The following is a 26,983-nucleotide window of genomic DNA, read 5'->3' on the forward strand; positions in this document are numbered from 1 at the left end:
GCGCCTGACCCGTTCGAGACTGAGAGACGAGGAGAACCATGGGAGCACAGCTTCGCGAGTATCGGGCCAAGATCAAGTCGGCCCAGACTATGCAGAAGGTCACCAGCGCCATGGAGCTGATCGCCACCTCGCGCATTAACAAGGCGCGCGCCCGCATGGACGCGTCGAACCCTTATGCGCGTGCCGTCACCCAGGCGGTGTCGGCTGCGGCGACCTATTCGAATATCGATCACGTGCTGCTTACCGAGCCCGAGCAGATCCGCCGTGCGGCGATCGTGCTGTTCACCAGCGACCGTGGCCTCAACGGTGCCTTCTCGCACAATGTGCTGAAGGAAACCGAAGAGCTCACCAAGTTGCTGCGCGAACAGGGCAAGGAAGTTGTCTACTACCTCGTCGGCCGCAAGGCCGTCGGGTACTTCACCTTCCGTGAGCGCAAGTTCGACCGCGAATGGACCGGTTCAACCGAACAGCCCCACTTTGCTACCGCCAAGGAGATCGGTGCGGCGCTCGTTGAGCGCTTCACCACTGCCTATGACGAAGGCGGCGTGGAAGAGATCCACTTCATCTACAACCGCTTCATCAACATGGTGTCGCAGGAACCCACCGTGGTTCGCCTGCTTCCCCTGGAAGTTGTTGAGGGTGTCGAGGAGCCGACCGACAACGAGCTCTTCCCGCTGTACGAGTTCGAACCCGATCCGGAGGCCGTGCTTGACGCGCTGCTGCCGGTCTACATCGAGTCGCGACTCTTCAACGCCATGCTGCACTCGGCAGCCTCGGAGCAGGCGGCCCGCCAGCGGGCCATGAAGTCGGCCTCCGACAACGCCCAGGAATTGGTGCGCGACTACACCCGACTGGCGAACAACGCGCGCCAGGCGGAGATCACGCAGCAGATTAGTGAAATCGTGAGCGGCGCGGACGCGCTCGCTTCTTAACCCGCGCTGAACACGAAGAAAAGGAACGCACATGACGACGAACGCGACGTTCGAGCAGCAGGCGGCTGCCAAGCCCGCCGGCGTCGGCCGCATCGCGCGTGTCACGGGCCCGGTGGTCGACATCGAGTTCCCGCACGACGCGATGCCCGGCATCTACAACGCCCTCACCACGCAGGTGTCGATGGGTGACGAGAGCTTCAAGCTCACCCTTGAGGTTGCCCAGCACCTCGGCGACGACATGGTTCGCGCCATCGCAATGAAGCCGACTGACGGCCTCGTTCGCGGTCAGGAAGTCCAGGACACCGGTAGCCCCATCACCGTGCCCGTGGGCGACGTGACCAAGGGCAAGGTCTTCAACGTGACCGGTGACGTGCTCAACGAGTCGATGCTCAGCGAGCCCTACGAGATCACCGAGCGTTGGCCCATCCACCGCGAACCCCCGGCATTCGACCAGCTTGAGTCGAAGACCGAGATGTTCGAGACCGGTATCAAGGTCATTGACCTGCTGACCCCCTACGTGCAGGGTGGAAAGATTGGTCTGTTCGGTGGTGCCGGTGTCGGTAAGACCGTGCTCATCCAGGAGATGATCACCCGTGTGGCCCAGGACCACGGTGGTGTGTCGGTGTTCGCCGGTGTTGGCGAGCGCACCCGTGAGGGTAACGACCTCATCTTCGAAATGGACGAAGCAGGCGTGCTCGACAAGACCGCCCTTGTCTTCGGCCAGATGGACGAGCCGCCGGGGACGCGTCTGCGCATCGCGCTGACCGGCCTCACCATGGCCGAGTACTTCCGCGACGTGCAGAAGCAGGACGTGCTGTTGTTCATCGACAACATCTTCCGCTTCACGCAGGCCGGTTCCGAGGTGTCGACCCTGCTGGGCCGCATGCCTTCGGCCGTGGGTTACCAGCCGAACCTCGCCGACGAGATGGGTCTCCTCCAGGAGCGCATCACCTCGACGCGTGGTCACTCGATCACCTCGATGCAGGCGATCTACGTCCCGGCTGACGACTACACCGACCCGGCCCCGGCCACGACCTTCGCGCACCTCGACGCGACGACTGAGCTTTCGCGTGCGATTGCCTCGCGTGGTCTCTACCCCGCGGTTGACCCGCTCGCCTCGACGAGCCGCATCCTCGACCCGCAGTACGTCGGTGAAGACCACTACCGCGTGGCCACCACGGTGAAGCGAATCCTCCAGAAGAACAAGGAACTCCAGGAGATCATCGCGATCCTCGGTGTTGACGAGCTCTCGGAAGAGGACAAGATCACCGTGTCGCGTGCTCGCCGCATCCAGCAGTACCTGTCGCAGAACACCTACACCGCCCTGCAGTTCACGGGTGTTGAAGGCTCGACGGTGCCGGTCAAGGACACGGTTGAGGCATTCGACGCGATCACCAAGGGTGAGTTCGACCACATCCCCGAGCAGTGCTTCTTCAACGTCGGTCCGATCGAGGATGTCCTCGAGAAGTACGACCAGCTGCAGAAGGAACTGGGCTAGTCCATGGCCGAAGTCAAGAAGCAGAACGTACTGCGCGTCAACGTCACTTCGGCGACGTCGCAGGTGTGGGAAGGCGAGGCCGTGTCGGTCGTCGCCCGCACCACCGAAGGCGAGATCGGCATCCTGCCCGGCCACACGCCGGTGCTTGCCTCGCTCGCCGAGGGTGAAGTGCGCGTGAAGACCGCTGACGGGAAGAGCATCGTGGCGAACGCCGAAGATGGCTTCCTCTCGGTCGCGAACGACCTCGTGACGGTGCTTGCCGGCGAGGCAATCCTCGCGGAGTGACCCGAGCCCTGCTCATCCTGCTGCCGCCATCCGAAACCAAGTCGGATGGCGGCAGTAGGCCGTTTCCGGGTGCGGCACCCGGGCGGTGGGATGCGCTGGCACCAATCCGCGCGCAGGTGCAGGCCGACCTCGTGGACCTCAGTAGTGGCGATGCGGAGCTGGCGGCGAAGGCACTGAAGGTGTCGGCGAAGCTGGCCGAAACGGAACTGCGTCGCAACAAGCAGCTTGGTACGGGTCCGCTCAAGGCGGCTGCCGAACGGTACACCGGCGTGCTTTACGACGGTCTTGTGGCCGCCAGCCTCGAACCGGATGCGCGCCGCTGGCTCGACGATCACGTCGCCGTGCACTCGGCGCTCTACGGCATCGTCGGGGCAGGGGAGCCGATCGAGGCGTATCGCCTTTCGCATGACTCCCGCATCGGTGGCGAAACGTTGCGTCGCCGCTGGCGGGAGGGGGTGGCTGCGCTACTTGCAGAGCATGAGGGACCGCTACTTGATCTACGCTCGAAGGGCTACGTCGAGTTCGGGCCGCTGAGTGATCGAGCCCAGCACGCCTGGGGAGATGTCGTCGAGCGACTTCCCGATGGCTCGACCCGCTCGCTCAACCATTTTAACAAGCTGGCAAAGGGCGAACTCGTGCGCCTCCTTGCCGAACGCTTGGCTACCGAGCCAGAACCGACGAGTCTGGAAGAGGTGGGTGAGATAGTTGCGGATCGATTTGCTTTCGGTGCCGTTCATCACGGTGTGATCGAGATCGTTCGGCTCATAAATTGACGTCGTTCGCAATGATGACGTTTGGGTTCTCGTGCCTAGCGATTCACTCACACGTCGTAGGCTGAGAACCGTCAACTCCACCTCGTGCAATCTGGGAGTCACAGTGAATTCGTACGACAACTATGACAGTGGTGCATTCCTCGGCTTGAGCGCCGGCATCATGGTCTTTGCTTTTATCTTGGCGCTCGTGTTGTGGGCGCTGAGTGCGTTCTTGCTTATGAAGATCTTCGAGAAGATGAAGATCGAGGGCTGGAAGGCTTGGGTTCCGCTCTACAACCAGTGGGTCTTCATTGAAGCCGGTGGGTTCCCCGGCTGGTACATGCTCAGTGTCTTTATCCCGTTCATTGGCCAGCTCGCATTTGCGGTGATCGTCGTCATCGCCGCCTATCGAATCGGTATTGGTTTCGGTAAGTCGGGGGCCTGGGCTGCTCTCTATTTCTTCCTCCAGATCGTGTGGATGGGCATCATCGCGTTCGATTCGTCGAAGTGGCGCGGTCTTCCTGATGGTCTCGTGGCCGGCCCCTCGGCCGCCGGTGCCAACGTTGGCGTGACCCCCTACTCATCGACCGGATACGGCACCCCGCAGGCCGGTGGCTACCAGGCGCCGCAACCGGGTGCATACCAGCCGCCGCAGTCCGGCGCTTACCAGCCGCCGCAGGCGGGTGGCTACCAGGCTCCTCAGGGCTATGGACAGCAGTCCGGTGGCTACCAGGCTCCGCAGGCATCGCAGGGCTACGGTCAGCAGCCCCAGCCTGGCTATGGCCAGCAGCCGCAGGCCGGTTACGGTCGGCAGCCGCAGCCTGGTTACGGTCAGCAACCGCAACCCGGATATGGCCAGCAGTCGCAGCCTGGCTACGGTCAGCAGCCCCCGGCATCTTCGGGTGACGCGCAGCAGTAATTCGGTGCACGCGTAGTCGGGTGGATTTGACCACAGGCACGCGATTTCAAAAGCATCCACAGGGTGAGGGTCGGAGCGGGCAAGATGCCCACTCCGACCTTTACTTTGTGCGGCATGACCTCTCCACACTCCCTGTCATCCGCACACGACGCTCTCATCGCCATCCCGAAAATGTTTGGCTACCGACCCCACGAATCGCTCGTGGCTCTGCCCTTCGCCGATCAGCGCGGCGGTGCTGCGATTCGGATGGATCTTCCGCAGGTACGTGCGCATCACGAGCCATTCATCGAAGCCCTCATCGAGCACCTCACCCGGTTTCCCGATTGCTCGGACGTGCTCATCGGCATTTATACGCAATCTCCCCTCGGCGATGAAGAACCGCCATACACGGAGCTCATTGACAATCTGATCGAATCAGCGGCGCAAGTTGGCATTCGAGTCGTGTGCGCTGCCGTTCGGGCGGGCGACGGCTGGCGAGAGTATCGCGGCGACGCGGCCGGTGAGCTCGACGAACTTGACGATCCACACACGCCGATGCACTCGGTTGCTGAAGCCATTGCGATTGAGCCAGCTCCCGAAGTTCACCTCACGAAGGTCGCCAGCAAAGTTGCTGAGGGGTATCGCCAGCGGATTCCAGGAGTGAGCACTGCACTCGGCGCCTGGCGTGCACTCATGAACGAACCCGACCGGCCGAACGACCGGAAGCGGGCACAGTATGAGGTGTCGGTGGCGCTCGGCATCATGCGCCCAGCGTTCCTCGAAGTACTTCTCGCAGATGCTGCCTATGGCGAAGCTATTGGCAATGAGCATGCCCGTATGTGCGCTGCGATCCGCATGGCGGCCGAGGACGAGTGCGAGGGACTCGAAGTCGACGACTCCTTCGCGAACGCCGAAAACGTCACGGAGCGCTGTCACCTTGATCCGATTGACCTTGATCGCTCAGCACGCGCACTCGGGGTGCTCCGGCGCATCCTCGGCGCCCTTGAGCCGTATCAGCGCGCTGATGTGCTCGCGGCGGCAAGTTGGCTTGAATGGGCGCGTGGTGGTGGCACGTTCGCAAGCGCCTATGCCCACGAGAGCCACCGCATCGACCCCTGGCAGCGCCTCGCCCTCAACGTGATTTGGAATGTGGAACTCTGTATCACGCCCGGCTGGATCGGCATGCTCGGCTGTCAGGGAGGGTTTCGAGACAACGACTTTGCACAACTCCTCGGAACCAACGAATGACGCTCGCGGCAACACTTGACGTGCCGTCGGAAGCGCCGGCAGATTTGCTTGAAGCGGCAATCCGCTTGCCGCATGCTCCGACCGAATCGGCACCGGCGCCGTTTCCGATCATCGCGGTAATTGCCCCCGTTGGCATTGGCCTCGCACTCTTCGCCATTATTGGCAGTCCCTTCCTCCTCATGTTCATTGTCTTTGGGCCGGTAATTGCCATTGCCCACCTCATTGACCGGCGCTACGGCGAGCGCCGTCGCTTGCGCCGAGCGACAGCCGCATTTGACCGCGAACTCGCCGAGGCCGAGCACGAAATTGGGGGCGCGCATGCACGGATGCGGCGGCGACGTCGGGCCCAACGACCGCTCGCGCGAGACCTCGTCGCGGGGCATCGCCGCATCGAACCCGGCATCGTTGTGGGCACGACCACGGTGCCGAGTGGTTTACGCCTCGAGGGTGGCGGCGTGCATCCGCAACTCGATATTGCGCGAGCTGCTGCTGGCCGCCTTGATGACGCTTGTTTCTCGATCAATGCGAAGCGCCTCGCAGTTCACGGCTCGCGGATTGTCACCACCGGCGTTGTTCGGGCCCTGCTCGTGCAACTTACGGCCGACGATCTCAGCGGGGAAGTGGCGCTCATCGGTGATGGTGCGGAAGCGGTGGCTGCAGAGTTGCGCACGCTCGGCGTGCACTTCGGCCAGCACCTAGAACCCGACGCGCTCGCAGTAATCACGGGTGCCGACGCGCCCGAATTTCCGAATGCGACCGTGGACGCGGTGCTCATCGTTGCTGAAGACGGTTTCGGTGAGTTGCGCACCGCCGAACACGGCGCCTTGCGCCTGCGGCTCGATTCACTTGGAGCGGGGGAGTTGCGTGATTGGGCCTCCAAGATCGGCGATGCGCAACGGACTCGTCGGCGCGCGGCTGAGCGCATCCCGAGCGAGTGCGAGCTTGCTGATCTGTTCGGTGGGGAGGCTCGGCCGCATACCTTGTCGGCTGCGTTTGCCGTGGGTGCGGATGGACCGTGCGAACTCGATCTCGTTGCTGACGGCCCACATGCGGTGCTCGGCGGCACGACGGGAAGTGGCAAGAGCGAGTTGCTCATCGCTTGGGCCACCGCGCTGGCGGAGCGCTATACGAGCGATGAATGCGCCATGCTCGGCCTCGATTTTAAAGGCGGGGCGACCTTCGATGCGCTGGCGCCGCTGCCGCACTGTGTGGGGGTGGTCACCGATCTTGACGACGGTGAGGCGCACCGCGTGCTCGCTGGCTTGCGAGCTGAAATGCGCCGACGGGAACAGCAACTCCGCGATCTCGGCGTGCGCGAGATCGCTGACACGAATGGAGTGATGCCGCGGCTCGTTGTCTTTGTCGATGAGTTTCAAGCGCTCGTGCAGGAGCATCCCGAACTCAACGAGGTGTTCGCCGATCTTGGTGCCCGCGGTCGCAGCCTCGGTATTCACCTTGTGCTCTGTACGCAACGGCCGACCGGTGTCTTTCGCGAGTCACTGCTGGCAAACTGCGCAATTCGGCTCAGTCTGCGGGTCGAGCAGGCGAGCGATTCGCGCACAATTCTTGGTGAGGTGGATGCAGCCGAACTTCCCGTTTCAGCGCGCGGCCGGCTACTTCTGCGTGTTGGCGGCGGCGATCTCGCCACCGCACAGGTTGCCCGAGCGAGGCCTGACGATATCGCCGTGCTTGCGGCGCGTGAGCAGGAACGCCGACGTCGACAACGCTTGGGATCACCCGAATCGCCATGGCGGCCGCCGCTCCCCACGAATTGGTGCGGCGATGAAGCTACCTGGGCCATAGGCGACCTGCCCGAGGCACAACAACAACCGCGGCTCGAGGTGCCGACAGCTGGCGCACATCTTTGGATCATCGGTACGCATGGTTCGGGCAAGTCTGCAGCGCTCGCCGCACTTGCCCGAGCGGCGCAAGGAATGCAGGTCGTGACGCTCGGCCCAGGCATCGAGCAGGCGTGGGATGCACTTGACGCACTCGTGGCGAAGCCGGACGCCTCGCGGGTGCTCGTGCTCATCGATGATCTCGACGGGCTCGAAACCCGATTCGACGACGAGCACCGGAGTGTCTTTCTCGAGCGGCTTGGCCGCCTCGCCCGCATCGGTGGCGAACGCGGCGTCACGCTTGCGATGACGGTGCGACGGCCAAGCGGGGGATTACAGCGAATCGCAGCCCTCTGTGCGCAGACGCTACGGCTCGCGGCGAGTTCCCGACAGGAGTGGGTGCTGCAGGGTGGGGAAGCGGCCGACTTCATCCCGAATCTGCCGCCGGGCCGAGGTCGGCTCGCGCGGATGCTCGTTCAGGTTGCCGCGCCCGCGCAGGCTCCGGTGTCGCAACCGCTGCTCGCGACCGCTCACGAGGTGCCGTTCATTGTTCCGCCAGTGGGACTGCTCGTGGTGACCCGTCGCGGGTCCACCACCCGAGCGGCGCTCGGCACTGGTGGGGTTGCACTTGACGCTGTTCCGAGTGCGGCAGACCTACGCACGGGCACTAAGGAACTCGTCGGCCGAGCGCCGATCATTGTGGGTGATTTCGAACAGTGGCACGGTGCCTTCGGCGTGCTCCCACGGCTCGCCGATCAGCTTCCGGTCCTCCTCATCGGTGCCACGACGGGTGACTGGCGAACGCTATTTCGTGGCGATCCAATGCCACCGGCACTTGATGATCCCTGGTCGCGCGGCTGGCTGCGGCACCCCGACGGCCAGGTCGACCGAGTGCGGCTCGAGGATGGTGCTCCGGAAGGTCTTATTCGAAGCGGCTGGGCACTCCCGAGCCTAGGTTGATGTGGCCCACTGTGCGGCCACCGCCCAAGACCTCAAGACCGAGCTTCGGCAGTACCGCCTCCGCTCGCGATGCTTCCAGCGCGCCAGCGCTAATGAGTAATTGCAACGCGACGAGCGCCGCACCGCGGCCCGAACCATCAAGGTACTTTAATGCCACCGACACCCCGTTCGGGGCAACAGCGACGAAGACGCCTTCAGCACCAGACTTCGCGAGCACCCCGAGTTCTTCGATGAGCACCGTATCGGGTCGACCCTGTCCGGCAATGGTCCACGGGTGCCGGAGGGTGGCATCCCAAATCTTCGCCGCACTGCGGAAAATGCCGAACGGCGACGAAGACTGCGAGGTCGCGAAGCGCGACATTGCTCGGGCGAGGCCCGCGAGCGAGATCGCATGCACCGGCGAACCACAGCCGTCAACGGCCGAGGCCGCAATGCGTTCACCGCTGAACCGGGCAATGGTTTCCGCCACACGCACCTGCAGCGGGTGGTCAGGATGCAAATAGTCGTCAATCGGCCAGCCCGCAGCGGCGCACGCCGCGAGCATCCCGGCATGCTTGCCCGAGCACTCCATGTAGATCGACCCATTCGGCTCGCCCGAACGGATGAGCGATTGGCGCGAGGCGCCGTCAAGCGGCCAGGCCGCCGGGCACTGCAATGCGCGCTCATCAAGCCCTGCCCGCGCCAACACATCACGCACGAGAGCCACATGCAGCGGAGTGCCGGAGTGACTCGCGCACGCAATCGCGAGGTGTTCGCCATCAAGCGGCGCACCCGCCTCGAGCGACGCAATCGCCTGCAAGAACTTCAGCGTCGACCGCGGAAACACCGGCGCCTGCACATCGCCAAGCGCACCAATGAGCTCGCCATCCGCATCGACGACCGCCGCCGACCCCAGATGACGAGACTCGACGAACCGACCGCGTGTCACGGTGGCAAGTTCCACTGCCTGATCTCCGGTGAACGTGCCCTGCTTGACCATCTGTTCCGCCTCCTCAGCTACCTCGGCAACCGTGCCATGCTACGTCGCGCTAGCGTGGTGGCCATGACGCAAACGCCTCGTCGCGTACTCGTGCTCGGTGCCACCGGCTCGATCGGCGAACAAACACTCGACATCATCCGTCGCAATCCTGACCGATTTCAGGTCGTCGGACTCAGCGCGGGGAACCAAGCCGACGCGCTCGCGGCTGCCGCCCAGGAGTTCGGCGTACCGCAATCGGCCACCGCGCTCGGCGCCGATGATGCCGAGCAATTGGTTCGCAATGTTGAAGCCGATGTGGTCATCAACGGCATCACCGGCTCGGTCGGCCTCGGCCCGACGCTCGCCGCCCTCGAAACCGGACGCACCCTGGCCCTCGCGAACAAAGAATCACTCATCGTCGGAGCCCCACTCGTGCGCCAGCTTGCCGCGCCAGGGCAGATCGTGCCGGTCGACTCCGAGCATTCGGCACTCGCGCAATGCCTCACCGCTGGCACTCGCGCCGAGGTCACACGACTAGTGCTCACCGCATCCGGCGGGCCATTCCGCGGCCGCGCGCGCCACGAACTCACTGCGGTCACCCCGGCCGATGCCCTCGCGCATCCCACCTGGAACATGGGACGAGTCGTGACCACCAACTCCGCCACGCTCGTGAACAAGGGGCTCGAAGTCATCGAGGCACATGTGCTCTTCGACATCCCATTTGCGCGCATTGATGTCGTGGTGCACCCGCAATCGATCATTCACTCCATGGTCGAGTTCATCGACGGTGCCACGATGGCGCAGGTTTCGATGCCCGATATGCGGCTGCCAATCGCGCTCGGGCTCGACTGGCCCAATCGCATCCCGGATGCGGTGGCACCGATGGACTGGACCAAAGCACACACGTGGACCTTCGAGCCGCTCGACAACGAGGCATTCCCCGCGCTCAATCTTGCGAAACAGGTCGGTACTGCCGGTGGCGCCTACCCGGCCGTGTTTAATGCCGCCAATGAAGTCGCCGTAGACGCTTTCCACGACGGCGCCCTGCCCTTCCTCGGCATCGTCGACACGGTCGCCGAGGTCGTTGACCGCTATCAGCCGAGCGCTGGCGAGGTGACCCGCGAATCGCTCGCCGAAGCAGAACGCTGGGCGCGCGCCGAGGCAACTCGCCGCATCCAGGCGTAGGCTCGGAGCCCGTGCTCGACATCATCGCTTTCATCATCGGCGTCGTCATCGCCATCCTTGGCCTGGCGATCTCGATTGCGTTGCACGAATGCGGCCACCTCTTTTTCGCGAAGAAGTTCGGTGTGCGCGTGCCGCAGTACATGGTCGGCTTCGGGCCGACCCTCTGGTCGCGCACGAAGGGTGAGACCGAATACGGCATCAAGGCAATTCCCCTTGGCGGTTACGTTTCGATGATCGGCATGTATCCGCCGCGGGCGGGCGAAAAGGTCGGCGCCCAGAGCACCGGCTTCGTCTCGCAACTCATCGAAGATGGCCGACAGGCCTCGGCTGAATCGATTCCGCCAGGGGAGGAGCACCGCGCCTTCTACAAGCTGCCGGTGTGGAAGCGTTTGCTCGTCATGTTCGGTGGCCCGCTCATGAACTTCGTCGTGGCGATCCTCTGCTACATGATCGTGGCGACCGGATTCGGTGTTTATCAGCCCTCAACCACGATTGCTGGCGTCTATCAATGTGTGGCCACGGCCGCGGAACGGCAAGATCCGAACGCCGATGATTGCCCTGAGCCCGGACCGGCCTACGCGGCTGGGCTGCAACCGGGCGATCGCGTGGTGTCCGTCGACGGAACACCGGTTACTAGCTGGGATCAGCTGCAGAGCATCATTCGGGTATCAACCGACCAGACGCTCGCGTTCGAAGTCGATCGCGGCGAAGCAACGCTCAACCTTGAAGTAACACCGCGCGCGAACGAGATTCGCGTCATTGACGATCTCACCGGCGAGTACGTGCTCGACGAAGCGGGTGAGCCGAAGACCGAGACTGTCGGCTTCGTCGGATTCACCTCGCAGCGCGAGCGACAGCACGAATCCCCGCTCTACGCCTTCGAGCTTGCCGAGATGCAGGCTCGCGGCGTTGTCAACGTCATCATCACGATGCCGCAGCGCGTGGCCGATATGTTCGCTGCCGGCTTCCTCGGGGCCGAACGCGACCCGAACGGTCCGGTGAGTGTCGTTGGCGTCGGCATCATCACCGGCCAAATCGCCCAACAGCACGAGGTGCCGATCGTTGATCGCGCGGCCACCATGGTGGGGCTCGTTGCTGCCGTCAACGTGGCGCTCGGGCTCATGAACCTCATCCCACTGCCGCCCCTTGACGGTGGCCACATTGCCGCGGCGCTCTGGGATGGGCTGCGTAAGTTCTTCGCTCGCCTGTTCGGCAAGCCTGAGCCCGCACCGTTCGACGCGGCGATTCTGTTGCCGGTCACGATCGTGGTGTCGGGCATCCTGATGCTTATCGGGGCGCTGTTTATCTTCACCGACATCGTGAATCCGATTCAGCTGTTCGGGTAGCGCTTCGAGAGCCTCAGCGCGCGGATGGGGGTCGCCTCTGTGCGCGGATGGGGGTCGCCTCAGCGCACGCCGGAAGCGGGCACGCGTACACTGACAGGCGTGCCAGCAGTGAATCTCGGAATGCCTGAAGTCCCCGCCGTCATCACCCCACGCAAGCTCACGCGCAAGGTGAAGGTCGGCACACAGTTCGTTGGCGGTGATGCTCCCATCACCGTGCAGTCCATGACGACGACGCCGACAACCGACATCAACGCCACACTGCAGCAGATCGCCGAACTCACCGCGGCGGGTTGCGATATCGTTCGCGTCGCCGTACCAAGCCGCGACGATGCCGAAGCACTCCCGATCATTGCGAAGAAGAGCCAGATCCCGGTCATCGCCGATATCCACTTCCAGCCGAACTACGTATTTGCCGCCATCGATGCGGGTTGCGCCGCGGTGCGCGTGAACCCCGGCAATATTCGTAAGTTTGACGATCAGGTCGGCGCGATCGCCAAGGCTGCTTCCGATGCGGGCGTGGCGTTGCGCATCGGCGTCAACGCCGGTTCGCTCGAGCCGTCGCTCCTGCAGAAGTATGGCAAGCCGACCGCCGAGGCACTCGTCGAGTCGGCGGTGTGGGAGGCGAGTCTCTTTGAAGAGCACGGCTTCCACGAGTTCGGCATCTCGGTCAAGCACAACGACCCCGTCGTCATGGTCAAGGCCTACCGCATGCTTTCGGAACGCGGCGATTGGCCGCTCCACCTCGGAGTCACCGAGGCCGGCCCCGCCTTCCAGGGCACCATCAAGTCGGCTGTTGCCTTCGGCTCGCTCCTCGGCGACGGCATCGGCGACACCATCCGCGTCTCGCTTTCGGCACCGCCGGTAGAAGAGGTCAAGGTGGGCCTCGCCATCTTGCAATCGCTCAACCTGCGTGAGCGTCGCCTCGAAATCGTGTCGTGCCCCTCGTGTGGTCGAGCCCAGGTCGACGTCTACACCCTCGCCGACTCGGTGCAGGAGGGTCTCAAGCACCTGACGGTCCCCATCCGCGTCGCGGTCATGGGATGCATCGTGAACGGTCCCGGTGAGGCACGCGAGGCCGATCTCGGCGTCGCGAGCGGCAACGGCAAGGGCCAAATCTTCGTCAAGGGCGAGGTCATCAAGACCGTGCCGGAAGACCAGATCGTCGAAACTCTCATCTTCGAGGCTGAGAGGATCGCCGCAGAAATGCCCCCAGGGGTCGAGGGCACACCGCAGGTGCTCGCGTAGCCTTGGGCGCATGACGTCGAACGACCGCATCACTCCCGCCGAACTTGCTCATGCGGGTGACGCGATCACCCGCATCACCGAGGCATTCGCCGAAAAGGTGGTCGGGCAGGAACGCTTGCGCGAGTCGCTGCTCGTCGGACTCATTACCGGCGGCCACGTGCTGCTTGAATCGGTGCCGGGGCTCGCGAAGACGACGGCGGCCGAGACGCTCGCGCAATCGATCGACGGCACGTTCCGACGCATCCAGTGCACCCCCGACCTCTTGCCGAGCGACATTATCGGCACGCAGATCTACGACGCCCAGCACGGTGAGTTCCGCACCCAGCTCGGTCCGGTGCACGCGAATTTGGTGCTGCTCGACGAGATCAACCGGTCGAGCGCCAAGACACAATCGGCGATGCTCGAGGCCATGCAGGAGCGGCAGACCACGATCGGTGGCGAACAGCACAAGCTGCCGAATCCGTTCCTCGTGATCGCGACCCAGAATCCGATCGAGCAGGAGGGCACCTATGTGCTCGCTGAAGCGCAGCTCGACCGCTTCATGCTCAAGGATGTGCTCGACTATCCGACCCCGGCCGAAGAGGCGCAGGTATTGCGCCGCATCGACGAAGGACGCTTCGCCGCCCCGAGTAAGCCCGTCGCCAGCCTCGACGATGTGCTCGGCGTGCAGCGCATGGTTCGCCGTGTCTACCTTGACCCGGCGATCACCGAGTACATCGTGTCGCTCACCTATGTCACCCGTCACGTTGACGATTACCTCCCGCCTGAGCTCGCGCGACTCGTCGAAGTTGGTGCCTCACCGCGCGCGGCGATCCACTTTGCGGCCGGGGCTCGGGCGATTGCTCTCCTGCACGGTCGCGACCACGTCATTCCCGAGGATGTTCGGGCGCTCGGGCACCGCATCCTGCGCCACCGCATGCTGCTCGGCTTCGAGGCGGCCGCGACGGGAGTCAAACCCGAGCAATTGGTCGATGCCGTCTTCGCCGCAGTGCGCACACCATGACCCCCTCGCTCCTCAACCGCGTCAAGTCGCGCCTCTATCTGCGGGCACGACGGGCCGTCACGCACCTGCTTGACGGCCAATACGCCTCAATTCACCGAGGTCGCAGCCTCGACTTCAACGATTTGCGCGAGTACGTGCCGGGCGATGAGATCGGCGATATCGATTGGAAGGCAACGGCTCGCTCGGGGGAGACGCTCGTGCGTCGCTACACGGCCGAGCGACGGCACCGCATCCTGTTCGTCGTTGATTCGGGACGAAACCTTGGCGTCAATTCGGCGGCGGGTGACCCGAAATATCGCCTGGCAATCGAAACCGTCGGCGTGCTCGGCTGGCTCACCATTCGTCACGGTGACGAAGTCGGGCTCCTGCTCGGTGACGAGAAGTCAGCGACGCAACTGCCGTTTCGGGCGAGCGAGTCGGCACTCGAGCGTGCCCTTTGGCAGATCGAAGCGAGCGGGAAAACCCAGGATGCTCACCGCAGTGATCTTGCCGGGCTCCTCGAGCGCGTGCGTCGCACGGTGCGCCACCGCACCGCGCTCGTCGTGATCGCCGACGAGATTGAGTTTGATGATGACCTCGAGCGGCTCATCAGTACGCTCGCGGTGCAGCACGAGTTGGTCTGGATCGAACTCGCCGACGCCGTGCTCGCGGGCGAGGATGCGGTGCTCGTCGGTGCCGGCAATCGCGGCGGTTTTGACGTGGATGGGTCATGGTCGATGCCTTCGGCGCTGCAACTTGACCGCCGACTCCAGCGCGAGTACGAGGCGGCAGTTGCGCAGCGACGCGAGCGTATACGTGCGATATTTGATCGGCACGGCATTTCGGTCGGTCGCGTCGCCGACGTGGATGCGGTCGCACCTGAGCTCCTGCGCCTGCTCAAAGCGAGGCGCCATGCCCGCGCCTGACTTTCTGATCGGCTCGCCTGCTGCCGCACTGGCACAGCCGACACCGCCGCCACCCCCGGGCGAAGTGATGCCGCTCGTGGGCTACACGCCCACGTGGTTCCTGCTTGGGCTCGCGCTCGTCGCGCTGATTGCCGCCTACTACCTCGTGGTCGCGGTGCTCCATCGACAGCGTTTCGAGACTGCGCCGCCGCCAGCACCCGAACCGCCGGTCGATCTCGCGGCGCTCAACGCCGCGGCGGTGAGCGAGGTGAGCGAGGTTGAGGCGCTCGCCCACAGTGGCGAACTCGGCGGGCGCGCCGCCCACGAGCGACTCAGCGCCATCGTGCGCGGTTACGTTGCGGAGGCCACCGGCATCCCCGCCGACCGCATGACCCTGGCTGACCTCGAGCGCTCGCCGTTGCGCGGTACCACGCTCGCGGTCGCGCGGTTCTATCCCGCAGTCTTCGCGGCCGATGCGCCGAATGACCTGGATGCGTCACTCCGGGCGGCCCGGGAGGTGCTTGCGGGATGGCGCTAGCGTTCTGGTGGTTGCCGATCGTGGTGCTCGTTGCCGTGCTGGCCGTGATCGCCCTCACGCTCGTGCGCACTCGCAAGAGCCGTACCAGCGGCGTGCCGATCGCTAACTCCGAGCGGTTGACGAAGCTCCCCGGCTATCGCCGTGCGCTTGACCGCTCGGTGTTGCTACTGGTGGCAGCCGGGATCGCGCTCGGTGCCATTGTGCTCGTGGCCACTGTGGCGGGTTCGCGCTGGGTGTACACCAAGGTCGTCACTCCCGAAAAATACAATCGCGATATTGTCCTTTGCCTCGACGTCTCGGGCTCGATGGTCGACTACGACGCTGAGGTGCTTGACCGTTACCTCGAAATGCTTCCTGGTTTCCAAGGTGAACGGATGGCACTGGTGCTGTGGAACTCGAGCGCCGTGCCGGTGTTCCCACTCACCGATGACTACGGCTTTGTCGAACAGCAGCTCACGGATATTCGCGATGATATGCGCCGCGGCGGGGTGAGTGATCTCGTCAATAGCGGCACGCTGCGAAACCCCGGTGCCTCGCTTGTCGGTGACGGGCTCGCCGCCTGCGTCATGCAATTTGAAGGCGCGGCCCCCTCGGCGACGGAGCCGCCGGTCGATGACGGCCGCTCGCGGTCGATCATCCTCGCGACCGACAATGTCGTGAACGGTGCCCAGGCAATCACCCTGCCGCAGGCCGCCGCTTACGCGCAGGCCAATTTCATCACCGTGTACGGCCTTGACGCGAACGAGTTTGAAGACGCCTATTCGCTCGAATATCGCCACTCGCTCGACACCTATGGTGGGGTCTACTACCAGCTCACCGACCCAGCGAGTGTGGATGCGATCGTCGACACGATCACCAACGATCAGACCAGCCTCGTGGCCGGGGCACCGCAACTTTTCGTGATCGACCGGCCGGAAACCTGGTTATGGTGGCTCGCCGCGCTCGTGCCGATCTACCTCGTGGTGGTCTGGAGGTTGCGCACATGACCTTCGATCCGATGATGCCGGGCTGGCTGCTCATCTTCCTCACCATCATGCTGGTGGTGGGATGCGTTGTCGCGCTCGCGCAGGCACCGCGCCGGGCGCGCGTGTGGTGGCTTGGCCGCATCCTGCTCGTGCTCGCCCTCGCGACCGCACTCGCCCGACCTGGCGTCGGCACACTCGCCGCCGACGCCGCCAACACCGAACTCGATGTCGTATTTGTCGTCGACCTGAGCCCCTCGGCGGTCGCCGAGGACTGGGGGAGTGTGGAACCCCGCATCGACGGGATGCGGGCAGATGTTGCGGCGCTTGCGATGACGCATGCAGGTGCCCGGTTTGCGCTCATCACCTTCGACGATCAAGCCGTGCAACGGCTGCCGCTCACGACCGATGCCTCTGCCCTTGACCACGCTATGCGCATTACCAAACCGGGCAGTTCAGTGAACGGTGGGGGATCGTCGATTGGCGCTGCCGCCGACCTCCTGCACGAGATGCTCGACACCGCGGCCGAACGCGTCCCGGAGCGCATGCGCATCGTCTACTACCTCGGTGACGGCGAGCAGACCGCCCGCGGCGAGCCCGACTCTTACGAGCAGAGCGCAGAACTCATCCAGGGTGGTGCGGTGCTTGGCTATGGCACGAGCCAGGGCGGTCGGATGCGTGACACCGACCCCTATCGCGGCGGCGATTACATTCGCGATAAGTCGGGTTCGCAGGCGCGCTCGGTCATTGACGAAGTCGCGCTTGAGCAGATCGCGAGCGAGCTCAAGGTGAATTACCAACATCGCACCGCCGACACTGAGGTCGAGGCCGCAAAGGTTGACCCCACTCGCGGTGAGGGCGCGGATGGCCGCAGCGGCGTCATGACTTTCCCGCTCTATTGGATCGCAGCGCTCGTGATGATCGCGTGGCTGCTCGTTGAGACAGCGCGCCTCGTGGCGACAGCGGCGCAATTGCGACACGCACGAAGGAGGCTCGACGCATGACCGATGATGCTCGGCGCCGCCGTCGCCGCGGCCGCCTCATGCTCTGGGCATTGCCACTCGCGATCGTCGCGGGGCTCTTCTCGCTGAAGCTCGTGCACCAGCACATCACCGCCGAAATGGCAGTAGCCGCCTATCTCGACGGCGATGCCGAAGGCGCGCTCAACCTTGCGAGCCAGTTGCAGTACGTGAATCTTGTTGAGCGCTGGAAGCCGGACTACGACATTGGCACGAGCCTGCTTGAACTCGGTGCGCTCGAGGATGCGCGAGGCTCGCTCGAGCGCGCACTGCCGCTCGCCGCACCTGCCGAGCAGTGCCCCATCCGGGCGAACCTCGCGATCACCCTCGAACGCGAGGGTGATGCGGCACTGGCTGGTGGCGATACTGCGCTTGCGATCGAGAAGTACCAGCAGGCGCTCGTGGTCATCGGCGAACAGGATGCAAGCTGCGAGCAATCGACCTCGAACCGTTCGCTCGATGAGAGTGAAGTGCGCATTACCGAGAAGCTCGAAGAACTCTTGGACCCCCAGGGTGGCGAGGGTGACGAGGGCGAGGACGGCTCTGGTGGCGAGGGCTCAGGCGAGTCAGAAAACCAACCTGACCCTGGTCAGCTCGACAAGATCGAAGAGGGACTCGAGGGCAACCAGGAGGAGCGCGAGGACGATCTGCGCGAAAACGAGAACTGGGGTGGTGGCGGCTCTTCGGTCGATCAGCCGTGGTAGCTCGCCTTCGGCGGTACGATGACACGCGTGATTGAGCGCCTTTCTTCTCTTTTTGTCCGCACCCTGCGCGAAGACCCGGCTGAAGCCGAGGTCGCGAGCCACAAGCTACTCGTGCGCGCCGGCTACATCCGTCGCCAGGCTCCGGGTGTGTTTGCCTGGCTGCCGCTGGGTCTCAAGGTGCGGCGCCGAGTGGAGCAGATCATCCGGGAAGAGATGACTCGTGCGGGTGCGCAGGAGATGCTTTTCCCGGCGCTTCTGCCCGCCGACTTCTACGCGGCGACTGGCCGTCTTGACGACTACGGCGACGGCATGTTCCGCCTTGACGACCGCAAGGGTGCACCGATGGTGCTCGCCCCGACGCATGAAGAGGCGTTCACCCTCACGGTGAAGGACCTCTACTCGTCGTACAAAGATCTTCCGCTCACGATCTACCAGATTCAGGACAAGTATCGCGACGAAGCGCGACCGCGCGCCGGTGTATTGCGCGGCCGCGAGTTCACCATGAAGGATGCGTACTCGTTCGACTGGAACGATGAGGGCCTCGATGCGAGCTACCAGGCGCAGCGTGACGCCTACGAGCGCATCTTCAAGCGACTCGGTCTCGATTACGTCATCGTTGCTGCCGATTCGGGCGCCATGGGCGGCTCGAAGTCGGAGGAGTTCCTGCACCCGACCGAAGTCGGCGAAGACACCTTCGTGCACACCGCCGATGGCTCGTATGCCGCGAACGTTGAGGCCTATACCGCAACGCCCGCCCCGGCCCGCGACTTCGCAGCCGATGGCCCCGTCGAGGTCTTCCCGACTCCCGGCGCCCGCACCATCGCGGCGATCTGTGAGCAGGCCGGATGCACGCCCGACCAGACCCTGAAGAACGTCGTGCTCGCACTTGTAGACCACGAGGGGAAGCGCGAAGTCGTCATCGTGGCGCTCGAGGGCGACCGCGAGGTTGACCTCAAGCGTCTCGAAGTGGCTTTCCAGCCGCGCGAGGTCGAGACCGCCACCGAAGACGATCTCAAGAAGCACCCGCAGCTCGTGCCGGGCTTCATTGGTCCGTGGCGCGATGGTGCACAGTTCCTCGGCAAGGAATCGACGACGGGCATCCCGTACTACCTCGACGCCCGCATCGGTGACGGCTCGACCTGGATCACCGGGGCGAACGAGCCGGATGCCCACGTACGCTCGCTCGTCTTCGGCCGCGATTTCGTCGCTGACGGTCGCGTTGAGGCTGCCGAAGTGCGTGCTGGCGACCCGGCGCCGAACGGCGCGGGCCCGATCATTGCCGAGCGCGGCACCGAGATCGGTCACGTTTTCCAACTCGGTCGCAAGTATGCCGAGGCGCTGGGCCTGCAGGTGCTCGACCCGAATGGTAAGCGCGTGACCGTGACCATGGGCTCGTACGGCATCGGCGTGACCCGCAACCTCGCGCTCGTCGCCGAACAGAATCACGATGACCGCGGTCTCATCTGGCCCGAAGAAGTGGCCCCGTTCGATGTGCTCGTTGTCGCCACTGGCAAGGGCGAAGAACCCTTCGCCGTGGCCGAGCGCCTTGCCGCCGAGGCTGATGCGCAGGGGTTGGAAGTGCTCCTCGATGACCGTCCGAAGGTCTCGCCCGGTGTGAAGTTTGGCGACGCCGAACTCATCGGCGTGCCGTGGATCATCATTGCCGGCAAGAACTCCGCCGAGGGGCTCGTCGAACTCTGGAACCGCCGCAGCAACGAGCGCACCGAGGTCTCGGTCGACGATGCGATGGCAACTCTCACCCAACTTCGACGCAAGCACATCTAGCCGTGCGCTAGAATTGACCGTTTGAACGACCGGACATTTCGACGCCGGATAGTTGAATAGAGGGGCTCGCTGATGAAGATCGACCTAGCAGTGCTGCGCATGTTGGAGCACGAACGAGAGATCCCGTTCGAGGAGCTGGCCACGATTATTGAGCAGGCGATGCTCACCGCGTACGAAAAGCACGCCACGCAAGAACTCGGCGTGCCGCCGACGGAGGGCGCGCGCGTGCACCTTGACCGCAAGACCGGCGAGGTAAACGTGTTCGTGCCCGAGGTCGATGACGAAGGCAACCAGATCGGCGAGGCAGTCGAGCATCCCGAAGACTTTGGTCGCATCGCTGCGTTCGCGGCGAAGCAGGTAATCAACCAACGGATGCGCGACCTCGGTGACGACAAGGTGCTCGGCGAGTTCCGTGGTCGCGAGGGCGACATCGTTGCCGGTGTGGTGCAGCAGGGCCCCAAGGCCCACATGGTGCACGTCGACCTCGGCACGGTGGAAGCGATGCTGCCGCCGGAAGAGCAGGTGCCGGGCGAAACCTACCCGCACGGTCAGCGCCTGCGCGTGTTCATCGCGAAGGCCGAGCGCGGCACTCGTGGCCCGCAGATCACCGTGTCGCGGACGCATCCTGGTCTGGTGCGCAAACTCTTCGCCCTCGAAGTGCCAGAGATTGCCTCCGGCGCGGTCGAGATCGTGTCGCTCGCTCGAGAGGCCGGTCACCGCACCAAGATTGCGGTGCGGGCCCGTCAGGAAGGCATTAACGCCAAGGGTGCCTGCATCGGTGAACTCGGTGCCCGCGTGCGTGCGGTGACGAACGAACTCGCGGGCGAGAAGATCGACATCGTTGACTATGACGAAGATCTCGCCACCTTTGTGGCGAACGCGCTCAGCCCCGCCAAGGTATCGAGCTCGTTCGTGCTTGATCCGGCGACCAAGGCCGTGCGTGCCCTCGTTCCCGACTTCCAGCTGTCGCTCGCGATCGGCAAGGAAGGTCAGAACGCACGACTCGCCGCGAAGCTCACCGGCGCGCGCATTGATATTCAGCCGGACAGCATCCTCGACGACCCGGACGAGCAGTAGCGGGTGCCGGGGCTGGCGACACGCCCGAGGCGCGCGGCTGCGAAGGGGAGTAGTATGTCTCAAGTGCGAACGTGCATCGGATGCCGCTCGCGCGCTTCGCGAACCGCGCTTCTGCGTGTAGTCGTGGCCGACAACCGGCTGTCGCTCGATGCGACGGCGTCGGCCCCGGGTCGGGGAGCGTGGGTGCATCCGACGGTCTCATGCATCGCCACCGCGTTAGAGCGCCGGGCCTTCCGCCGGGCACTTCGAGTGGGGGATGTGGATGAGTCGGAAGTGCGTGCGTACGCCGACAAACTTTCCGAGGCACCCGTCTCGGATGTGACAGCAAAGGTTGATCGGACCATGGACCAGTCATGAGTGACTCACGATGAGGCACAACCGACGTTAAACGGTCTGCTCCCCGTCCGGGGATCAGACCCGGATGAGGAGAAAAGTGGCTAAACCACGCGTACATGAGATCGCCGCCGAGATGGGCGTCGAGTCGAAGGTCGCCCTGCAGACGCTCCAGGAGATGGGCGAGTTCGTGAAAACGGCCTCGTCGAGCGTAGAGCCGCCGGTCGCACGCCGACTGCGCGATGAGCTCAAGCGCCGCGCCGAACAGGGTGCTGGCGATTCCGCCGCGCCCGCAGCCGAGGCGGCTGCGAAGCCGGCCGCCGCAAAGCCGGCCGCCGCCAAGCCTGCGGCGAAACCCGCTGCCGCACCGAAGCCCGGTGCTGCGGCCAAGCCTGGTGCTGCCCCGAAGCCGGGTGCAGCTTCCAAGCCTGCAGCGGCAAAGCCGGCCTCGAAGCCCGCAACAGCGGCCCCGAAGCCCGGTGTGAAGCCGGCTCCGGCTGCCCCGCCGGTGCCGACGCGCTCGGGCGTTGCCCCGACGCCGACCCCGAAGCCCGGTCAGACCGCTCCCGCGCCGCGCCCGGGTCGCTCGGGTGTCACGCCGACGCCGACGCCCGCTCCGGGTTCCGACCAACCGGCCGCAGGTGCCAAGCCTGGCGCCCCGAAGCCCGGCGGCGCTCCGAAGCCTGGCAACGCAGACATGCCGCGTCCGCGTGGCCCGCGTCCGGGCAACAACCCCTACGCATCGAGCCAGGGTATGGGTCGTCCCCGTCCCGGCAACAACCCCTTCACCGCGAAGCCCGGCGCCCCCGGTGCCGGTGCTGGTGCACCCCCGCGTCCGGGCGGCTCTGGCGGCCCGCGTCCCGGCGGCGCCGGTGGCCCGCGTCCGCAGGCTCCGGGCGGTCCCCGTCCGCAGGCTCCGCGTCCCGGCCAGCCGCGCGTCCTCCCCGGTGAGCGCCCGCAGGGCGGCGGCGCCGGTGGTCGCGGTCGTCCCGGTGGCGGCGCAGGTCGTCCCGGTGGTGGTGGCGGCTTCGCCCGTCCCGGTGCAGGCGCAGGCGCCGGTGCCGGTGGTGGCGGCGGTCGTCCCGGTGGCGGCGGTCCCGGTGGTCGTCGCGGCGGTACCGCTGGTGCCTTCGGTCGCGGTGGCGGCAAGGCCAAGTCGCGTAAGTCGAAGCGGACGAAGCGGGCAGAATTTGAGATGCGGGAGGCACCGTCGGTTGGCGGTGTGAAGGTTCCCCGCGGTGACGGTTCGACGCACATTCGTCTGCGCCGCGGCGCATCCATTGCCGACTTTGCCGACAAGATTGATGCTTCGCCCGGCGATCTCGTGACCGTGCTCTTCCACCTCGGTGAGATGGCCACGGCGACCGAGTCGCTCGATGAAGCCACCTTCCAGATTCTTGGTGAAGAGCTCGGCTACCGCATCGAGGTCGTTTCGCCTGAAGACGAAGACCGCGAGCTGCTCGAAACCTTCGACATCGACCTCGATGACGAAGGCGACGAGAACGAGGAAGACCTCGAGGCGCGTCCGCCGGTCGTGACCGTGATGGGTCACGTTGACCACGGTAAGACTCGACTCCTCGACGCGATTCGCAAGTCGGAAGTTGGCGCTGGCGAAGCCGGTGGCATTACCCAGCACATTGGTGCCTACCAGGTGTGGGGCGAGCACGACGGTGTTCGTCGTGCCATCACCTTCATTGACACCCCCGGTCACGAGGCGTTCACCGCCATGCGTGCCCGTGGTGCCACGGTCACCGACATCGCGATCCTCGTGGTCGCGGCCGACGACGGCATCATGCCGCAGACCATTGAGGCGTTGAACCACGCGCAGGCGGCCGGCGTGCCGATCGTCGTCGCCGTGAACAAGATCGACGTTGAGGGTGCCAACCCCGACAAGGTGCGCGCACAGCTCACCGAATACGGCCTGATTGCTGAGGAATACGGTGGCGACACCATGTTCGTGAACGTCTCGGCGAAGGAAGGCACCGGCGTTCGCGACGTCATCGATGCAGTGCTGCTTACCGCAGATGCCGCGCTCGACATGCGTGCGAACCCGCACCGCGACGCTCGCGGTGTGGCCATCGAAGCGAAGCTCGACAAGGGCCGCGGTTCGGTTGCGACCGTGCTCATCCAGTCGGGTACCTTGCGCGTCGGCGACTCGATCGTCGCCGGTACGGCCTACGGCCGTGTGCGAGCGATGCTCGACGAGAACGGCAACGACGTGGAAGAAGCCACGCCGTCGCGTCCGGTGCAGGTACAGGGCCTCAGCTCGGTGCCGCGCGCTGGTGACACGTTCCTCGTGACCGAAGACGACCGCACCGCCCGCCAGATCGCTGAGAAGCGTGAGGCCGCCGAGCGTAACGCGCAGCTGGCCAAGGCCCGCAAGCGCATGTCGCTCGAGGACTTCACCCGAGCGCTCGAAGAGGGCAAGGTCCAGTCGCTCAACCTCATCCTCAAGGGCGATGTCTCGGGTGCCGTCGAGGCGCTCGAAGACTCGCTCCTCAAGATCGAGATTGACGATTCGGTGCAGCTTCGCATTATCCACCGCGCGGTGGGTGCAATCTCGGAGTCGGACGTCAACCTGGCGACCGTCGACGACGCAGTCATCATCGGCTTCAACGTGCGTCCCGACACGAAGGCGCGCGAGCGCGCCAACCGCGAGGGCGTCGACATCCGGTTCTACTCGGTCATCTACTCGGCGATCGAAGACATCGAGAAGTCGCTTAAGGGCATGCTCGAGCCGGAGTACGAAGAGGTCCAGTCGGGTGTGGCCGAGATCCGCGAGATCTTCCGCTCCTCGAAGTGGGGCAACATCGCCGGCTGTCTCGTGCAGTCGGGCACGATTACCCGCAATGCCAAGGCCCGCATCATCCGCGAGGGTGTCGTGGTCGCCGATGGTCTTGCGATCGAATCGCTGCGCCGCTTCAAGGACGACGTGACCGAGGTGCGTGAGGGCTACGAGTGCGGTATCGGACTCGGTAAGTTCAACGACATCCAGATCGGTGACGAGATCGAGACCACGGAAATGGTGGAGAAGCCCCGTGACTGATCACGCTCGCGCAGCCCGTTTGGCTGAGCGCATCCACGTGCTCGTGGCGAAGGTACTCGAGCGGGGGGTCAAAGACCCCCGGCTCGGGTTCGTCACGGTCACCGATGTGCGGGTCACGGGTGACTTGCAACACGCCACCGTGTTCTACACGGTCTACGGCACCGACGAAGAGCGCACCGAAAGTGCGGCGGCGCTCAAGTCGGCGACCGGGATGATTCGCTCGGAAGTTGGCAAGCAACTCAATGTGCGGCTTACGCCGACGATCGAGTTCGTGCTTGACGCACTGCCCGAGAACGCCGCGCAGATCGACGATCTGCTCGCGCGCGCTCGCGAACAGGATGCGGCCGTCGCGCGTGAGCGCGAAGGCAAGGAGTTTGCCGGTGAGGCAGACCCCTACGAGCATGATGACGACGGCAAGTAGTTGATCAACACGGCAGTGCCCGACCGATCGGTCGGGCACTGCCGTGTTTTCCGGGTGACGTACGAATCTGTGCCTCACAGCGCGCTGTCTCCCCTCACAGCGGACATAGCGCCGCGAGCGGCACAGATTCGTACTTATACGCTGTCAGCGGTCGCCCGCAAGGTGAATGAGTTCACCATTTCGCTCGGCAAGGCCATCGCGCACGAGGCCCTCGGCGGCGGCGAGGTGCCGGGCTGACTCGGAGCCCAGTTCTTCAGCGGTGAAGAGTCCAGCCAGTTCGAGCAGCTGCGGCAACAATTGCAGGTCTACGCCACCCGGATGCGCACGCAACACGGACATGACCCGTCCCCGCCGCTGCCGGTCACTGCCCTCGAATCGAGGCTGCTTACGCGAGACCGCTTCGCCTGCGGGGAAGCCCGCACCGCGCCACTGGCAAAGCTCCTTGATTGGGCACTGCTCGCATTTGGGTGCTTTCGCGGTGCAGATCAACGCGCCGAGCTCCATCGATCCGGCATTCCAGCGCGTTGCCCGCTCCGGGTCTTCCGGCAGTAGTGCCTGCATCTCGGCGTCATCGCGCCGGTGATTCGGTTGCCAGGCGACCGCCTCACCGTGCACCGCACGGGCGAGCACCCGGCGCACATTGGTGTCGACGACGGGTTCGCGCATCCCAAAAGCGAATGAAGCGATGGCGGCTGAGGTGTAAGGACCGATTCCGGGCAGGGCGAGTAGCGCCTCGCGGTCGGCCGGCACCTCACCGCCGTGCCGCTCAACGATGGCCACGGCGCAGCGTCGCAGCGCCACAGCGCGGCGCGGGTAGCCGAGTCGATCCCAGGCACGAATCACCTCGGCATCGGTGGCGGCAGCAAGCGCTGCCGGGGTCGGCCAGCGTTCCATGAACTCGAGCCATTTCGGCAGCACGCGCTCGATCTGCGTCTGCTGACTCATCACTTCGCTCACGAGCACACTCCAGCCGGTGCGATCGGGTTCGCGCCAGGGAAAGTCACGCTGTGCTTCGTCAAACCAGGCGATGACCGCATCCACAATTACCCGGTGTTGCGGTGCGGTCATCGGGGGAGCCGCCGACGAAGTTCGACCGGCGACAAGTATTGGCCAGTTCGTTCTACCTCGTGCACGAGGTCGACGAGCGTTGCATTGATTGGTGCCGGGATGCGTACGCGTGCGCCGGCGCGCAACACGGCGCCATTGAGATCGGCGATTTCAGTGGGTTGGCCTCGTCGAATTGATTGCAGCGTTGAGGCCGGATTCGGCCGGAACCCGAAGGCGCGCGCGAGGCGACCACGCACCACCTCCAGCGCCGCACCCTGACGAATGCGTGCGGCATGCCTCGGCGTAAGCACGCCGACGGCCTCAAATCGCACGCCGATCGCATCCGCAATGCGCACTGATTCAGTGAGCGAGGCGGCAAGTACCGGCGCGAGCAGGGGATGCATGCACGTTGCCTGCACGCTGCGGCCAGTGATGGCCGGCAGGGCGTTGACGTGATTCACGAGCAGCTTCATCCAGAGGGCGCCGGCGAGATTATCGGTGGTGGTCGTGGGGAAGGCATCGTTGATGACCGCGACGACGCGTTCAGCGAGTGCCGCATCGGCCGGGTTCGCGGCGCCGACGCGCATGCGACCGGATGCGGTGAGGGAGACTACTCCTGGCCCAGAGTTCGTGGCGGCAAAGAGCGCGATGCCGCCGAGGACGCCTCGCTGCGCCTCGCGACCGAGCGCGAGCGCAGCATCCTGCGGGCCATCGAGGCCGTTCTCGACGACAAGGACGGGCAGATCACCGATGACCGCGCGATGCGGGGCGACCGCCTCACGCGTTTGAAAACTCCGCACCGCGACAATGATGAGATCGGATGCGGGATCGGGGCTTGTCTGCGCGCGCACGCGGGCCGTGTGGTTGCCTCGGGCGCCGCTCAGGCGCATCCCGTGCTCGTCAATTTCGGCAAGTGTGGTGCCGCGTGCCACCGCCACAACATCGTGACCTGCGCGATCAAGCAGTGCTGCGAGGGCGCCGCCCACCGCACCGACTCCGATCACCGAGATGCGCATCCG

At 64.8% G+C, this 26,983-nt stretch carries 24 protein-coding genes; 21 read left to right on the forward strand and 3 right to left on the reverse strand.

All coding sequences use genetic code 11. The features are described 5' to 3' along the window. The first annotated feature begins 38 nt into the window (after nt 1–38). The 7 genes from EG850_RS00765 (at nt 39) to EG850_RS00795 (ending at nt 8,411) form a co-directional block, all read left to right on the forward strand. Complete coding sequence (locus tag EG850_RS00765) at nt 39–932, forward strand: F0F1 ATP synthase subunit gamma (RefSeq protein WP_124968866.1); 894 nt, start codon at nt 39–41, stop codon at nt 930–932. Between the two features lie 31 nt (nt 933–963). Beyond that, nucleotides 964–2,430, forward strand: a complete 1,467-nt coding sequence (gene atpD, locus EG850_RS00770) for a F0F1 ATP synthase subunit beta (RefSeq protein WP_124968868.1) — start codon at nt 964–966, stop codon at nt 2,428–2,430. 3 nt (nt 2,431–2,433) lie between these two features. Continuing rightward, complete coding sequence (locus tag EG850_RS00775; protein ID WP_124968870.1) at nt 2,434–2,715, forward strand: F0F1 ATP synthase subunit epsilon; 282 nt, start codon at nt 2,434–2,436, stop codon at nt 2,713–2,715. Further along, nucleotides 2,712–3,488: a YaaA family protein gene (locus tag EG850_RS00780; RefSeq protein ID WP_124968872.1), complete on the forward strand. Its 777-nt coding sequence runs from the start codon at nt 2,712–2,714 to the stop codon at nt 3,486–3,488. Before EG850_RS00775 ends, EG850_RS00780 begins: the two co-directional genes overlap by 4 nt. Nucleotides 3,489–3,591: 103 nt before the next feature. Next, the gene (locus EG850_RS13195; RefSeq protein WP_185714879.1) at nt 3,592–4,386 is read left to right on the forward strand and encodes a DUF5684 domain-containing protein; all 795 of its coding nucleotides are present in this window, start codon (nt 3,592–3,594) and stop codon (nt 4,384–4,386) included. A 114-nt stretch (nt 4,387–4,500) separates the two neighbouring features. Continuing rightward, nucleotides 4,501–5,613, forward strand: a complete 1,113-nt coding sequence (locus EG850_RS00790) for a DUF4192 family protein (protein ID WP_185714880.1) — start codon at nt 4,501–4,503, stop codon at nt 5,611–5,613. Continuing rightward, nucleotides 5,610–8,411 carry an FtsK/SpoIIIE domain-containing protein gene (locus tag EG850_RS00795; protein WP_185714881.1) on the forward strand — a complete coding sequence of 934 codons (2,802 nt, stop codon included), beginning with the start codon at nt 5,610–5,612 and terminating at the stop codon, nt 8,409–8,411. Before EG850_RS00790 ends, EG850_RS00795 begins: the two co-directional genes overlap by 4 nt. Here EG850_RS00795 and EG850_RS00800 read toward each other — a convergent pair. Continuing rightward, entirely contained in the window at nt 8,374–9,390 is a 1,017-nt protein-coding gene (locus EG850_RS00800; RefSeq protein WP_124968878.1) for an asparaginase, read from the reverse strand. The two genes, EG850_RS00795 and EG850_RS00800, sit on opposite strands and share 38 nt — an antisense overlap. A gap of 63 nt (nt 9,391–9,453) precedes the next feature. Here EG850_RS00800 and dxr point away from each other — a divergent pair, with 63 nt between their 5' ends. The 14 genes from dxr to rbfA all read left to right on the forward strand — a co-directional run bounded on the left by dxr (nt 9,454) and on the right by rbfA (nt 24,917). Then, on the forward strand, nt 9,454–10,554 hold the full coding sequence (gene dxr / locus EG850_RS00805; protein ID WP_124968880.1) for a 1-deoxy-D-xylulose-5-phosphate reductoisomerase: 1,101 nt from the start codon (nt 9,454–9,456) through the stop codon (nt 10,552–10,554). An 11-nt stretch (nt 10,555–10,565) separates the two neighbouring features. Next, nucleotides 10,566–11,900: a M50 family metallopeptidase gene (locus tag EG850_RS00810; RefSeq protein WP_124968882.1), complete on the forward strand. Its 1,335-nt coding sequence runs from the start codon at nt 10,566–10,568 to the stop codon at nt 11,898–11,900. Between the two features lie 99 nt (nt 11,901–11,999). Continuing rightward, nucleotides 12,000–13,145 carry a flavodoxin-dependent (E)-4-hydroxy-3-methylbut-2-enyl-diphosphate synthase gene (gene ispG, locus EG850_RS00815; RefSeq protein ID WP_185714882.1) on the forward strand — a complete coding sequence of 382 codons (1,146 nt, stop codon included), beginning with the start codon at nt 12,000–12,002 and terminating at the stop codon, nt 13,143–13,145. 10 nt (nt 13,146–13,155) lie between these two features. Further along, nucleotides 13,156–14,148, forward strand: a complete 993-nt coding sequence (locus EG850_RS00820; RefSeq protein ID WP_124968886.1) for an AAA family ATPase — start codon at nt 13,156–13,158, stop codon at nt 14,146–14,148. Then, nucleotides 14,145–15,053, forward strand: coding sequence for a DUF58 domain-containing protein (locus tag EG850_RS00825; RefSeq protein ID WP_124968888.1), 909 nt, complete (start codon nt 14,145–14,147; stop codon nt 15,051–15,053). The genes EG850_RS00820 and EG850_RS00825 overlap by 4 nt, the downstream gene beginning before the upstream one ends. Further along, entirely contained in the window at nt 15,040–15,570 is a 531-nt protein-coding gene (locus EG850_RS13200) for a hypothetical protein (RefSeq protein WP_185714883.1), read from the forward strand. The genes EG850_RS00825 and EG850_RS13200 overlap by 14 nt, the downstream gene beginning before the upstream one ends. Further along, nucleotides 15,561–16,556: a vWA domain-containing protein gene (locus EG850_RS00830; protein ID WP_124968890.1), complete on the forward strand. Its 996-nt coding sequence runs from the start codon at nt 15,561–15,563 to the stop codon at nt 16,554–16,556. Before EG850_RS13200 ends, EG850_RS00830 begins: the two co-directional genes overlap by 10 nt. Then, entirely contained in the window at nt 16,553–17,536 is a 984-nt protein-coding gene (locus EG850_RS00835; RefSeq protein WP_185714884.1) for a VWA domain-containing protein, read from the forward strand. The genes EG850_RS00830 and EG850_RS00835 overlap by 4 nt, the downstream gene beginning before the upstream one ends. Then, nucleotides 17,533–18,255 (forward strand): hypothetical protein, encoded by a 723-nt coding sequence (locus EG850_RS00840; RefSeq protein ID WP_124968894.1) that lies wholly within the window; start codon nt 17,533–17,535, stop codon nt 18,253–18,255. The genes EG850_RS00835 and EG850_RS00840 overlap by 4 nt, the downstream gene beginning before the upstream one ends. A 27-nt stretch (nt 18,256–18,282) precedes the next feature. Beyond that, the gene (locus EG850_RS00845; protein WP_185714885.1) at nt 18,283–20,040 is read left to right on the forward strand and encodes a proline--tRNA ligase; all 1,758 of its coding nucleotides are present in this window, start codon (nt 18,283–18,285) and stop codon (nt 20,038–20,040) included. A 72-nt stretch (nt 20,041–20,112) separates the two neighbouring features. Continuing rightward, nucleotides 20,113–21,117 (forward strand): transcription termination factor NusA, encoded by a 1,005-nt coding sequence (gene nusA, locus EG850_RS00850; RefSeq protein ID WP_124968898.1) that lies wholly within the window; start codon nt 20,113–20,115, stop codon nt 21,115–21,117. Between the two features lie 54 nt (nt 21,118–21,171). After that, entirely contained in the window at nt 21,172–21,474 is a 303-nt protein-coding gene (locus EG850_RS00855; protein ID WP_124968900.1) for a YlxR family protein, read from the forward strand. 76 nt (nt 21,475–21,550) lie between these two features. Then, complete coding sequence (infB, locus tag EG850_RS00860) at nt 21,551–24,496, forward strand: translation initiation factor IF-2 (protein WP_124968902.1); 2,946 nt, start codon at nt 21,551–21,553, stop codon at nt 24,494–24,496. Continuing rightward, nucleotides 24,489–24,917 (forward strand): 30S ribosome-binding factor RbfA, encoded by a 429-nt coding sequence (rbfA, locus tag EG850_RS00865; RefSeq protein WP_124968904.1) that lies wholly within the window; start codon nt 24,489–24,491, stop codon nt 24,915–24,917. The genes infB and rbfA overlap by 8 nt, the downstream gene beginning before the upstream one ends. Before the next feature lie 144 nt (nt 24,918–25,061). Here rbfA and EG850_RS00870 read toward each other — a convergent pair whose 3' ends face one another. Continuing rightward, nucleotides 25,062–25,985: an HhH-GPD family protein gene (locus tag EG850_RS00870; protein ID WP_124968906.1), complete on the reverse strand. Its 924-nt coding sequence runs from the start codon at nt 25,983–25,985 to the stop codon at nt 25,062–25,064. Continuing rightward, the gene (locus tag EG850_RS00875; RefSeq protein WP_124968908.1) at nt 25,982–26,980 is read right to left on the reverse strand and encodes a ketopantoate reductase family protein; all 999 of its coding nucleotides are present in this window, start codon (nt 26,978–26,980) and stop codon (nt 25,982–25,984) included. Before EG850_RS00875 ends, EG850_RS00870 begins: the two co-directional genes overlap by 4 nt. Nucleotides 26,981–26,983: the final 3 nt, after the last annotated feature.

This window comes from Gulosibacter macacae (assembly GCF_003865375.1).
In the GTDB taxonomy this organism is placed as follows: Bacteria; Actinomycetota; Actinomycetes; order Actinomycetales; family Microbacteriaceae; genus Gulosibacter; species Gulosibacter macacae.

Bases quoted from the DNA above. Each gene is read 5' to 3' on its own strand.
- nusA (WP_124968898.1), top strand. From the start codon at position 20,113: ATGAAGATCGACCTAGCAGTGCTGCGCATGTTGGAGCACGAACGAGAG.
- EG850_RS00795 (WP_185714881.1), top strand. From the start codon at position 5,610: ATGACGCTCGCGGCAACACTTGACGTGCCGTCGGAAGCGCCGGCAGAT.
- EG850_RS00830 (WP_124968890.1), top strand. From the start codon at position 15,561: ATGGCGCTAGCGTTCTGGTGGTTGCCGATCGTGGTGCTCGTTGCCGTG.
- atpD (WP_124968868.1), top strand. From the start codon at position 964: ATGACGACGAACGCGACGTTCGAGCAGCAGGCGGCTGCCAAGCCCGCC.
- EG850_RS00790 (WP_185714880.1), top strand. From the start codon at position 4,501: ATGACCTCTCCACACTCCCTGTCATCCGCACACGACGCTCTCATCGCC.
- EG850_RS00775 (WP_124968870.1), top strand. From the start codon at position 2,434: ATGGCCGAAGTCAAGAAGCAGAACGTACTGCGCGTCAACGTCACTTCG.
- EG850_RS00820 (WP_124968886.1), top strand. From the start codon at position 13,156: ATGACGTCGAACGACCGCATCACTCCCGCCGAACTTGCTCATGCGGGT.
- EG850_RS13200 (WP_185714883.1), top strand. From the start codon at position 15,040: ATGCCCGCGCCTGACTTTCTGATCGGCTCGCCTGCTGCCGCACTGGCA.
- dxr (WP_124968880.1), top strand. From the start codon at position 9,454: ATGACGCAAACGCCTCGTCGCGTACTCGTGCTCGGTGCCACCGGCTCG.
- EG850_RS00825 (WP_124968888.1), top strand. From the start codon at position 14,145: ATGACCCCCTCGCTCCTCAACCGCGTCAAGTCGCGCCTCTATCTGCGG.
- EG850_RS00840 (WP_124968894.1), top strand. From the start codon at position 17,533: ATGACCGATGATGCTCGGCGCCGCCGTCGCCGCGGCCGCCTCATGCTC.
- EG850_RS00870 (WP_124968906.1), bottom strand. From the start codon at position 25,985: ATGACCGCACCGCAACACCGGGTAATTGTGGATGCGGTCATCGCCTGG.
- EG850_RS00875 (WP_124968908.1), bottom strand. From the start codon at position 26,980: ATGCGCATCTCGGTGATCGGAGTCGGTGCGGTGGGCGGCGCCCTCGCA.
- EG850_RS00855 (WP_124968900.1), top strand. From the start codon at position 21,172: ATGTCTCAAGTGCGAACGTGCATCGGATGCCGCTCGCGCGCTTCGCGA.
- EG850_RS00765 (WP_124968866.1), top strand. From the start codon at position 39: ATGGGAGCACAGCTTCGCGAGTATCGGGCCAAGATCAAGTCGGCCCAG.
- EG850_RS00835 (WP_185714884.1), top strand. From the start codon at position 16,553: ATGACCTTCGATCCGATGATGCCGGGCTGGCTGCTCATCTTCCTCACC.
- EG850_RS00800 (WP_124968878.1), bottom strand. From the start codon at position 9,390: ATGGTCAAGCAGGGCACGTTCACCGGAGATCAGGCAGTGGAACTTGCC.